Origin of the sequence: Neobacillus soli NBRC 102451 (assembly GCF_001591665.1) — a bacterium.
In the GTDB taxonomy this organism is placed as follows: Bacteria; Bacillota; Bacilli; order Bacillales; family Cytobacillaceae; genus Neobacillus; species Neobacillus soli.
The window spans coordinates 1-12,339 of record NZ_BCVI01000042.1 but is presented as its reverse complement, the minus strand read 5'-3'; the positions used below and the strand labels follow the sequence as shown (position 1 = coordinate 12,339).

General features: G+C 40.6%; 9 protein-coding genes. 1 reads left to right on the top strand and 8 read right to left on the bottom strand.

Features of this window, described 5'->3' with window-relative positions; all coding sequences use genetic code 11:
* Positions 1-20 precede the first annotated feature (20 nt).
* From BSO02S_RS15265 to BSO02S_RS15240, 6 genes are all read right to left on the bottom strand, one after another.
* A complete protein-coding gene (locus BSO02S_RS15265) occupies positions 21-1,184 on the bottom strand; it encodes a dipeptidase (RefSeq protein ID WP_066068981.1) in 1,164 nt (387 codons plus the stop codon).
* Positions 1,171-2,169: an ornithine cyclodeaminase family protein gene (locus BSO02S_RS15260; protein ID WP_066068978.1), complete on the bottom strand. Its 999-nt coding sequence runs from the start codon at positions 2,167-2,169 to the stop codon at positions 1,171-1,173. The genes BSO02S_RS15265 and BSO02S_RS15260 overlap by 14 nt, the downstream gene beginning before the upstream one ends.
* Positions 2,170-2,403: 234 nt before the next feature.
* Positions 2,404-3,252 (bottom strand): MBL fold metallo-hydrolase, encoded by an 849-nt coding sequence (locus BSO02S_RS15255; RefSeq protein WP_066068976.1) that lies wholly within the window; start codon positions 3,250-3,252, stop codon positions 2,404-2,406.
* A 202-nt stretch (positions 3,253-3,454) separates the two neighbouring features.
* Positions 3,455-5,056, bottom strand: a complete 1,602-nt coding sequence (locus BSO02S_RS15250; RefSeq protein ID WP_066068971.1) for an FMN-binding glutamate synthase family protein — start codon at positions 5,054-5,056, stop codon at positions 3,455-3,457.
* 236 nt (positions 5,057-5,292) lie between these two features.
* Positions 5,293-5,673, bottom strand: a complete 381-nt coding sequence (locus BSO02S_RS15245; RefSeq protein ID WP_066068966.1) for a RidA family protein — start codon at positions 5,671-5,673, stop codon at positions 5,293-5,295.
* A 172-nt stretch (positions 5,674-5,845) separates the two neighbouring features.
* A complete protein-coding gene (locus BSO02S_RS15240; protein ID WP_066068964.1) occupies positions 5,846-7,759 on the bottom strand; it encodes a Xaa-Pro dipeptidyl-peptidase in 1,914 nt (637 codons plus the stop codon).
* A 340-nt stretch (positions 7,760-8,099) separates the two neighbouring features.
* Between BSO02S_RS15240 and BSO02S_RS15235 the strand changes: the two genes are divergently transcribed.
* A complete protein-coding gene (locus tag BSO02S_RS15235; protein ID WP_066068962.1) occupies positions 8,100-8,927 on the top strand; it encodes a DegV family protein in 828 nt (275 codons plus the stop codon).
* Between the two features lie 123 nt (positions 8,928-9,050).
* Here the strand turns inward: BSO02S_RS15235 and pgmB are convergent, their stop codons facing one another.
* Complete coding sequence (gene pgmB, locus BSO02S_RS15230; RefSeq protein WP_066068956.1) at positions 9,051-9,722, bottom strand: beta-phosphoglucomutase; 672 nt, start codon at positions 9,720-9,722, stop codon at positions 9,051-9,053.
* Between the two features lie 13 nt (positions 9,723-9,735).
* Positions 9,736-12,018, bottom strand: coding sequence for a glycoside hydrolase family 65 protein (locus tag BSO02S_RS15225; RefSeq protein WP_096190916.1), 2,283 nt, complete (start codon positions 12,016-12,018; stop codon positions 9,736-9,738).
* Positions 12,019-12,339: the final 321 nt, after the last annotated feature.

The window sequence follows — 12,339 nt, the reverse complement described above, 5'->3', positions numbered from 1 at the left end:
CTAATCTCTCCTCTCCTCTCTTACTTCCAGACAGCTTCAAACACCCTTAGCCAATTGCCCCCAATCACTTTCCGAATATCTTCATCTGAATAGCCTCTTGCCATCAGCCCTCTTGTAAAATTAATAAAATAACTATATTTTTCTAGACCAATAATGGTTTCCGTCGATGGACCATTCCCTTTTGCGAAGCCTAATCGGGGGGCAATCTGTTCTTTAAAATAGACCAATGACCAAGTAACGTCACTCATCGGCCAATCTGTGCCAATCCCCACGTGGTCGATTCCGACTAGATTAATATTATAGTCGATATGATTGAGCACATGATTGATTGTTGTATCGTTCGGATCCTCGTGAATAAACCATGGCATCGCAAAGACACCAATCACACCGCCAGTCGCCGCAATCGCTTGTATTTCCTCATCACTTTTACAGCGCATATGGTTGAAAATAGCTTTGACCCCTGTATGGGAAGCAATAACGGGGGCTTTAGAATACTTACAGGCATCCAATGTCGTTTGTTTCCCGCAATGTCCGGTATCAACGACAATTCCATACTTGTTTAGCCTTTCAATCAATTGAATCCCAAAGTCTGTTATTCCTTTATCGGGATTGACCGCACATCCAGAACCGACATAATCTTGTTGATTATAGGTTAATTGTAGAACGCGGAGCCCAAACGCATTTAATGCCTCGAGCAGCTCGAGATTTTCTCCTAATCCGACAGTGTTCTGGGCTGTGATAATCCCAGCTTTAAGATGCTGACTTTTCGCGTTGCGAATATCGTCTGCCGTTAACGCTTTCACTAACCAGTCAACAGAATCGAATTGCTGCTGGACCTCAGCCATACTAATGATGATACTCTCCGGGCTGGTTAATTCTAGTTCTCTATTACCCGCCGTAATTCCAGATTGATACCATTCCTCCTTGAAAGCAGCTAGCTCGCCCCTTGCAACCATTTGCCGAAGGAGTTTGCTTGGCATGCCGCTATAGACTATCGGATCATCCTTATAGGGATCACAAAGCTCCTTCAATTTACTAGAAACATTCTCTGGAATGACCCGGGGAGACAATGGGCCTTGGAATAAAAGGTCAATGATGATGCTGTCTTCATGAAGTACTCTCGCTCTTTCTTCTTCTGCTTTTGTTAAATTAAATGGAAATAACCCTTCATTATAATGACTCATCGCTGCCACCTCCCATCGAGATATCTGTACCTTTTTTCAACCTGGCTGCCTCTTGAAAAATAAAATTGGCTGCCTTCATGTCTTCAATCGCTAATCCTAGTGATTCAAAAATGGTAATGTCCGCATCTGAACGGCGTCCAGGTATTTTCTGAGTCAGGATTTCGCCAATTTCACCAATAATATGGGTTGGCTCAATCATCCCTTCCTTTAAAGGAACCAGATAATCACCGGCTTCATTTATAGCGGATTCCACTCGATCTACATATAATAAAGATCCTTTAACAAGCTCGGAGTCTAATTCTCGATCTGTTGCCCGACAAGCACCCACGGCATTTATATGGGCGCCCTCCTTCACCCATTCCCCTTTTAAAATCGGCACGGTCGAAGCTGTTAGGGTGCAGATAATATCAGCCCCTTCCACGGCACTTTCCACTGTTTGACAAACTTCAATCGGGATTGCATATTTTTGTTCCATCTCATTTTCAAAAAGGATTGCCTTGTCTATATTTCGGCTCCATACCTTCACTTCGGTGATTGGCCGTACCAAAGCAATCGCTTCTAAATGAGTTCTTGCTTGTTCACCCGAACCTAGCAAACTAAGTATCTTGGAATCTTTTCTGGCTAAAAGATTGGTAGCAACGGCACTGACCGCCGCGGTTCGAATCGCCGTGATTTCTGTCCCATCGATTACAGCTTTTAAACTGCCATTCTTAGATTCATTAAGTAAAACAACGCCCTGATGCGAAGGCAGTCCGTTTTGCTGATTTTCTGGATAGATCGTAATCACCTTTGTACCAACTACTTCTTCTTTCTTCAAGAATCCCGGCATGAGACCCAGGACATTTTGATTTTGGATGGGCACAACAGACCTTAAATGGTGCACCGCCGCGCCCTCATCCAAATCCGTTAAAACCTCCTCCATTAGCCTGATACATGAGGCCATTGGCAACATTTCTCGTACTTCCTTTTGATTAATTACTAACATAGTGTCACTCCTGCCAAAAGCTGTTATGAAAAATTATTTTAATAATTAGACTAATTGTATGAATAATTTCATGAAAATTCAATTTTATGTAGGTTAGGAGTTAGATAACCGTGTTTAGCGGCATAAAAAAATAAGCGATAATTAATCGCTTATTTTAAATTTTTTGGCAGTGTTAAACTTGTCTGTTGATTTCCGCTCCAGGTGCTTGGCTTTCCGCGGGCATGCCATCAAACTTCATGAAAAGCCATTTATAAAATAGCCAATCGTTTCAATCTCCAATTCGTTTAATCCCCTATGCAAATCCGCAGACATTTCTCCGAAAATGGCTTCTTCGTCTCCCTCATACTTTTTTGTTAGAAAAGCAGTCTTTTTTAGAAGCTGGATAAAGGACCTGAATTCCGCTTTGGTTAACGGAGCCTCGTGATGGGATAGGATGAAAACTTCCGCATCGTATTTTTCAATTTGAGAAATCAGCTGAAGCATATTTTCAATGGTATAATTCCATTTTTCTGAGTAGAGATTTGCATAGAGACAATCCCCAATAAAAAGACATTTTTCCTCACGAATATAAATGATGCTAGAGTCATCTGAATGGTCGCCACCCACATGTTCGATCACACAATTCAATTCGCCTAAATTTATTTCCATTCGGGTTTCAAACGCAATATCGGGATCAGAAAGAAGAATATTCCGCTGATTTCCCAGCTCTTTTTTCATTGCATCTGCACAAAATGGAATTTCTGTTCCTTCATCGACACGTAGATCTATGTCCCTATCTTCCCAGGACAACTTCTGTAATTCTTTGATTTTGTCACGTGTCTTGCTATGAGAAATAATCGGAACTGGAAATTCACTCGTTCCAAAAATATGATCCCAGTGCCAATGCGTGAGGACGAGCCAGTCGCCTTTAATCTTACGTTTTTCTAGTTGATCTAAAAATAATTTGGCATGCCTTGAAGAGTTTCCAGCATCAATTAATAGTGTTTTCTCTTCTCCAACGATTGCTGCTAGAATAGGCCGATCTGTTTCTTGAAACGGTGGTAGGTATAAGATGCGCTTGGAAATTTGTTGTAGTTTTTGCAATCCCTTACTCTCCTAACTTGGTTTGTTAATAAGATTGATACCAAGTATAGCCATAATCCTTTTGCAAAACCATATATTTTCGCTTACTTTTTTGTTGGTGTCTTCATTTTTCGCTCCAACCGACAAACAGCCGCCACTTGTTCAGACTGCTGAAACATTCCCCAAAAGGTCGTTCATATGCTTTTTAGGGTTCAGTCGCTTTTCACCCTGCACCTATATGCTGTTGAATATCATTAAGGATTCTTTCGAGCGAGACTACGACACCCTTATCATCTTTGTAACTAATATGTTTCGGCCGGAAATGAACAGGTGAATCTAAACCAGCTGCCGCAGATATTCGAAACAGTCCTTTTCTTAACGTAACAAGGTAATTCACCACACGGTATTTCTTTTCGTCAATAACGAGGGCCTTTTGCAGTTCAGGATCCGTTGTTGTTACCCCTACCGGACAGGCATTGGAATTACATTTCAATGTTTGAATACATCCTACCGTAATCATGAATCCGCGGGCAATATTGACTAGATCCGCCCCCATAGCAAGAGCAATAGCAATCCGGTCAGGGGTGAACAGTTTACCTGAAGCAATGATTTTCACGCGATCCCGGACCCCATATTTTTGCAGTGTGGAAACCAAAATAGGAAGAGCCGATTTAATCGGTAAACCGACACTATCAATCAGTTCTTGATAGGATGCTCCCGTTCCCCCTTCACCCCCATCAACCGTTATAAAGTCGGGTCCTTTTCCTGTTTCTTTCATATATTTGGCCAAATCTTCTACACTATCATTACCACCGACCACCATCTTCATCCCAACCGGTTTTCCCGTATGATTGCGGATTTTTTCGATAAACTCACACATCGAGGGAACATCGCCAAACTGGTGAAACCGATTCGGACTATCGACAGATTTAAATGGTTCCACTTTACGAATTTCGGCAATTTCCGGTGTGACCTTTTCGCCGTCAATATGGCCGCCGCGCGTTTTGGCACCTTGGGACAGTTTCAGTTCAAATGCCTTTATTTGCGGAATCTCACTTTTCCTTTTGAGCTCATCCCAATCCACTTCACCATTTTTATCACGGATGCCAAACAGGGCTGGGCCAATCTGCATGATGATATCAACCCCGCCTTCTAAATGGTATGGAGATAAACCGCCTTCCCCCGTATTCATCCAAGTCCCTTTTGCTAACGCTAATCCTTTGGACAATGCGGTAACAGCTTTTTTCCCAAGGGCCCCATAACTCATCGCAGACATGCCGATTAGACCATGCAGAACGAAAGGTTGTTTCGTATTCGGACCAATCACAACGGCATCGTCATCTTGCAGTAAATAAGCAGGTGATTCCTCATCCTCCCACTGTTCCTCTCTTTGTGAAAAAAGCGGATCCTTCAATAATAGGTATCTTTTTGTTTTAACCATTGTTTCATTATCCATTTTGATTTCTTCCGTTAATTTTGGAAACATATCATTTCGGACAAAGAAACCTTCTTCATCAAAATCACGTTTTGAACCAAATGCGACAACATCACGCATATATTTAGCGCCTTTTACAATATGTTCATATTCATCTCTAGAAAACGGCTTCCCTTCCGTATCACTGTTGAACCAATATTGCCGAAATTCAGGGCCCACCTTTTCAAAAAAGTAACGAAACCGGCCTAATGCAGGATAATTCCTTAAAATCGAGTGCCTCTTCTGATTTCGGTCAAACATAAACAAATAGGCAAGAAAAATAAGAACGACTAAGATAACAAGGGCAAAAAAGGCAAATCCGATGATGATTAAAACATCTGCAATATTCATGACAGCCCCCTATAATAGAATAGATTCCATTCTAATTTAGACTGAATTGGTAAAGTTTATACAAAGGCAGTTGTCACTGCCAGAAACCCAAAATTTTTATTACAGATGCCTTCGGTGGCAAGCACCACCCGAATTTTGCCGAAAGGTTTTCTTCCTAAAAACAAAAGCCCAGTCCGAAGACTGAGCTTAATAAAAAAATATTATAAAGAAAATTTTCATGGATTCCAACATTCTTGCTACGGTCTTTTCGCAATCATTTCAATTTCTACTTCTGCACCAAGCGGTAGTGCTAGGACTGCAACCGTGGTCCGTGCTGGATAGGGTTTAGAAAATTGCCTTTCATAAACTTCATTCATGGCAGAAAAGTTTTTCATATCTGTAAGATATACATTGACTTTGACCACATCATCCGCTGTTAGGTTTGCTTCCTCTAATACGGCAAATAAATTAACAAAACATTGCTGTGTTTGCGCCCCAACACCACCAGTTACTATTTCTTCAGAGTCTGAACTTTTCGGTGTTTGACCTGATAAATAAACTAATTCCCCCGCATCTACTGCATGAGAATACGGCCCTAATGCTTTAGTCCCCTTTGCATTATAAGTTGTTCTTGTCATGTTTTACCCCTCCATTTCCCTATAATGTTAAATGGTACCACACTCAAACAACAATTCAAGCCTTATCACCAACCGAGCTTTATCTTCATTCATACTTCCTCCTTCTTTTGGAAAAAATAACAATGTAAAAAGAAGGGCTAGCCAGAAAGACTAACCCTTCTTTTTTGAGTGGTTATTGATTAAAGGCGTTTCGGCCGTCAACAATCGGCAATGTAATTTCACTTCTCGTTGGTGTGACAGTAATTTTTGTACCGGCTTTTGGACGAATTGTATAGTCGTAATCACTGGCGATGAGAACAACGCCAATCCGGTGCCCCGCCTTAAATACATAATCTTTAGGCTGCATCTCCCATTCGAAGGTGTAGTCTCTACCCGGAACAAGGGATTCGGAACGATTGGCTGAATGAAGATTCTGCGGATCAACCCAGCCACGGGACACAATGACAGGATTTGAACCGCTGTAATCCACAAGCAGTGCTGTTAAGTTAGCAACAGGTCGGTCAATGCTTGCCCGTAAACTTAATTTAGGTGTCCCACTTAACCGTACTTCACTAGATAAATCCGGCGTTACATAAGCTAATCGGTTTGAAGAATCTAATTCTGGATTAGCTATCAATGTATTTGCTTTTTTCATAGGGTCATCAATGATTGTTTGTGTATTATGCGGTTGATTAGGAACAGGCTTTAGATGTAATGCCCCTAAATCATTACCTGTGCCCGTAAGATGAAGCTTTGTCGATACCGTTCCCGGTGCAGGCCAGTTTGCTTCCTTGCTCCATGTTTTGTCCTCACGCTGAATATCGACGGCAGGTTCATTCATTACCCCATTTTCAATCCCGTACAGATAATAGTCAAACCATCTATTTTGTAATTGCGGCCAGTTATTTCCTGATGGGCTTGCATGACCGCCCTGATGGAGCCACAATCTTCGAGGAACATTGTTATCACCTAATGCTTCCCACCACTGTGCGAATTGTTTTGTCTTGACGTTCCAATCATTAAGCCCATGAACAATAAGAACACTGGCCTTTACCTTTTCGGCATCCTTTGTATAATCACGGTCTGCCCAGAAATCGCTATAGTCACCAGTATCTCGGTCTTGCGCAGCTTTTAACTCTGCAATGACATCCTTACATACTTGAGGAGTCTTTCGCGTTAACACGGCTTCAGCCATATTATCTGTGTCCTCACCTTGATAGCCTCCAGGGGCAATAACCGCTCCGTTGGCACGATAATAGTCGTACCAGCTGCTGATTGCGGCGACCGGAATAATCGTCTTCAGTCCATCCACACCTGTAGCGGCAACCGCATTTGGTAATGTCCCATTGTAGGAAGTGCCCGTCATTCCAACATTCCCTGTTGACCAATCAGCAGAAACTTCTTTACCTTCCTCCGTAACCGCCTTTGCACGGCCGTTCAACCAATCAATGACCGCTTTGGTACCAAGAATTTCTCGTTCGTCGCCCGTGGTCGGACACCCATCTGATTTGCCTGTCCCAATACTCTCCGCAAGAATAACACCATATCCACGGGGAACATAGTAATTTCCTAGCGATCCAAGATTGGCTGCTTGCCCTTCCGCTATCGCAAATGGTTTTCCGCCACGTCCATTCCCGTTACCTGGGTGCTTTGCCGGAATTAAATCCACATCGACATTAAAGACAGGAACATCCAGAATTCCCGAGCGATAGGGACTCATTTCATAGATGACAGGCACTTTTATTCCAGGCTCCGTTTTCGGACGGTATACTTTAATGGAAACCCGGTCACGTTTACCGTCTCTGTCGCTGTCAATCTCTGTCTCGACGAACAAGTTTTCAATGACTGCTTCGTCGGTAGAATAGATTGGTTTGGTCATTCCATTTTCAAGTACAATGTTTGTTGCGTCTGACGCTGTTTCCGGGATCAGCCCATTTAAAGGAATCCCTTTCCACTCCTGAACCTTTACTTTCCCGTTCGACTTCAATGCTGTTGTGTTTGCGTAATGTTGCTTACTTTCTGCCCTAACTGTCCAAGTATCTACTCCTACTGCTATTGAAAGCGAAAGGACAGAGCATAAACCGATGGACAAGATTTTTTTCCTCATTTGATTTCCCCCTTAATGCATGATTTTATTGGCTGTTATCACCATCCCTTATCATATAATCGAATTTTCGAAAAATTTGTAAAACCATGTCGAATGAGTAAAACCAGGGGAAAGGTACTATTTTTTTGAACAAGGTTATAATGAAAAAGTCCCACTTTTCCAAAATTGAAAAGTAGGACTTATACTAAAGGCTGAGTTCTTTTATTTGTTGTACCACTTTCTGCATAATAACAACGATGAATGATCGTCCTCACTAGGCTTTATTTAATATAAAAACAATGCGAACTGTTATAATTAAGATAAGAATATTTATTCAAAGATACTAAAGGTGGAGTGCTAAATGATTAAAATTATTTCAGATAGTTCAGCAGATTTGCCAAAAGAATTAATAGAGCGCTATGAAATTACGTTAGTGCCATTGACTATAACCATTGATAAACACGATTATTTGGAAAAAATTGACCTTACACCACAGGAATTCTTCACGAAAATGTTTTCTACAGAGGTTCTTCCTAAGACCTCGCAGCCCTCGCCTGCCTCTTTTGCTGAAGCTTTTTCCAAATTTGATACAGACACCGAATTACTTTGTCTTACCATCTCATCCGGACTAAGTGGTACATATCAATCAGCTTGTATTGGCAAGGAACTATCCAATGCAAATGTTACAGTATTTGATACTCTGGCTGGTTCATTGGGCCATGGACTCCAAATTATCCGTGCGGCTGATCTTGCAAGACAGGGGCATACAGCGGATGAAATTGTAGCTGACCTTACAGATTATAGAGAAAATATGAATATCCTTGTCCTTTTAAATACATTAGAGAATATTGTCAAAGGCGGCCGACTTAGTAAATTTCAAGGCTCGTTGGCAAAAATTCTAAATATCAAGGTAATTTTAGACAGGGTCGAAGGAGGTAAAGTAGAAATTTTTGAAAAAATACGTGGGAAAAAGAGGTTCCAAAAGAGAGTGCTCGAAGTCATTCAAGAAAGAAAAACTGACTTTTCTAGTATAACATTTGGAATTACACATACTGGAAATAAAGAAGATGTTGAAGCAATGAAACAGGCAATTATCCAAAAATTCCATCCAAAGGACATCATTATAAATTATATGGGTGCAACAATGGGAACCTATGCAGGAAAAGACGGGATGATTATCTCGTTCTAAAAGATACTTTTATGCACGGTTTTTTACACTTCCTTCTTCATCAGCCATAAAAATGGCTTACCCAAAAGGATAAGCCATAAGGTTGTTATGACAAGGGGACAGAGACTATCCCAATCATGTTTATTAACTTTTGTTACAATGGTCCTTCCACGCTTGATTCACTATTTCATACGTTAATTTTTCTGTTGATGATAAAACTACGTCTGCCTTTCGAAGCTGGTCACTTGAGCCAACTCCGATTGAAACCATCGATGCAGCGTTAATGGAATCCACACCGGCTGGGGCATCTTCTATTCCGACACAATCACTAGAATGAACAAATAATTGTTCCGCCCCCTTTAAAAAAATGTCTGGTGCAGGCTTTCCTTTTTTAAGGGAATCAGGATCAACAATTGTATCAAAGTACTGATTTATTTCCAGCTTTTCGAGAATAAAAGGTGCATTTTTACTTGCTGATGCTATGGCTATTTTGATTGAATTTTCCTTTAATTCCTGCAAAAATGGGAGGATACCTGGTAAAATATCCGCGCTTGTTAATCCATTAATTAATTCTTTATAAACTTCATTCTTTTGTTGCGCTAATTGATGGATTTCCTGTTCTGTATATTGGTCCAACTTCTTTCCCTTAGCAAGAATTTTTTCTAAGGATTCAATTCGGCTGATGCCTTTTAGCTGTTCATTAAATTGTTCATCCATCTCAATCTCTAAAGAAGCCGCTAGTTGTTTCCACGCTTTAAAATGATAACTAGCAGTATCTGTAATCACGCCATCCAAATCAAAAATAACCGCCTTCAACCTTTGTTCCTCCTTATATATTTTTCGAATAGGTCGAACTTAGGGTGATTTTTTCCTCATACAAATTAAGGTCAATCGAATCTCCCTGTTTCAATGTTAACCTAACAGTGTTCTTTGCTGCCTCTACATAAATTAACCGGCCGCGATAGCTAATATGGAAAGAGTATCCATCCCATTTTTCAGGGATAAACGGTGCAAAGGATAACTGTCCGTCAAATGTCCGCATACCGGCGAAGCCTTGAACAATAGCTAACCAGCTTCCTGTCATTGACGTAATATGCAACCCGTCTTCCGTATCATTATTATAGTTATCTAAATCTAATCGTGACGACCGTTCATACATTTCAACAGCCTTGTGTTCATTGCGAAGCTCGGCCGCCAATATCGCATGAACACAAGGGGAAAGGCTGGATTCATGCACTGTTAATGGCTCGTAAAAATCAAAGTTTCTCTGTTTCTCTTCCAATGAGAATTCATTACCAAAGAAATAGATCCCTTGCAAAACATCAGCTTGCTTGATAAAAGGTGAACGCAGGATTTTATCCCATGACCAATTTTGGTTTAATGGTAAATCCTCAGCTGGCAAAGAAGAAACCGGACGAATATCTTTATCTAAAAAGGTATCGTGCTGGACAAACACTTCTCTATCAGTGTCATATGGGAAGTACATTTTTTCAACGATATCATTCCACTTGTTAAGCTCAGCTTCCGTTACATGTAATTCTTGTTTCTTTTCTTCTGAAACTAAATTAAGTGATTGTAATGTGTATTGTAATGTCCAAACGGCCATTTTATTGGTGTACCAGTTATTATTTACGTTGTTTTCGTATTCATTTGGACCTGTTACACCATGAATCATATAAGCATTCTTTGAGTTTGCATAATGAACACGATCAGCCCAGAACCTGCTTATTTCCACTAATACGTGAATTCCCTCATTTTTAAGATAGTAATCATCACCAGTGTAATTCGTATAATTATAGATTGCATAGGCGATTGCGCCATTTCGATGTATTTCTTCAAAGGTAATTTCCCATTCATTATGGCATTCTACACCCGTAAAGGTAACCATAGGATAAAGAGCACCCTGCAATCCTTGTTGACGAGCGTTATGCTTTGCCTCTTGCAGCTGATTCCTTCGATAAAGCAATAGATTTTTTGTTACAGAAGGATCTGCCAAAGCGAGATATAATGGGACAGCATACGCTTCCGTATCCCAATAGGTGGCACCACCGTATTTTTCCCCTGTAAATCCTTTTGGACCAATATTTAAGCGGCTATCTTCCCCGTAGTAAGTTGAGAACAGCTGGAATAAATTAAAGCGAATTCCTTGTTGTGCCGCAGCATCCCCGTAAATTTCTACGTCTGCTTGATGCCAGCGCTCTTCCCAAACGTGAGCCTGTTCATTTTTTAGTTCCTCAAATGACTTTTCCTTTACCTTAGTGGTGATTTGGTTCGCAGAATCCATAATCTCAGCTTCTGTTGGATAGTCACGAGAAGTAGTAACAACCACTCTCTTTTCTAATTGTGCTGTTTCGTTTTTTCCAAGATTAACTTCAAAGTGATTACTTACTTTCATTTCTGCTTTATCAGAATGGACGGCTTGAAATTGAGAAAATAGATGGTTCATTTCGAATCCCACAGTAAAGCGTGGGACTTCGAATGGATTTTCAATTGTCCGTACCATTAGAAAGCCACCAGTTTCTCCAGCCGATTGTTGAACAAGTTCCCAAAATTGTTCCCCATAATTGGAGTCTTCATTTTTTACATTTCCATCAAGTGAGGAGGTAACGGTAATTTTCGCTTCTTCGCCTAAATTAGTGACAGTCATGCGAATCGCACAAAGTTCTTTAGTTGCCAAACTAACAAAGCGTTCAAATGTGAAGCGGACCTTTTTATGATTTCTTTCGATTGTAAAGGATCGTTCAAGGATCCCCTTTCTCATATCTAAATCTAAAGTAAAATCTTGTACGGTTTCTTCCGTGTATAAATCCACTACCTGATCATCAATAGCGATGTTCATGCTGATAAAATTAACGGTATTGATCACCTTACCAAAATATTGGGGATAGCCATTTTTCCACCAGCCAACCCGGGTTTTATCTGGGAACCAAACGCCACCTAGATAAATGCCTTGATGATTATCACCAGAATAAATCTCTTCAAACATACCGCGCATTCCCATGTAACCATTTCCGATACTTGTAATACTCTCCTGAAGTCTTTTGTCATCTTTATTCAAATTAGTTGTCGTTATTTTCCATGGATTGATATCAAATAACCGTTTGATTTGCATTATGGCCCCTCCATCACATAAAAAAATTACAGCATATCATATAAGCAAATAGTAGGGCAAACGGTTGCATTTGTCAAACCTGAAAAGTTGCTAATTGCATAGATTTCAAGTTCAAAAAATCCTATAACATTAAGAGTTATTCAGCCTATTCTTCTATTAATGCTAGTTTATATAAAATTAATATTATCTCCGACAGGAAGAATATTCAGGCAAACGGTTGCACTGATTGTCCTTTTCATTGGATTATGGACAGGGGGTAATTCGGCTAATCTACAGAACAAAAGGCGCAAGCGCCCGTTTAGCGGCTTATGGACTGGAGCG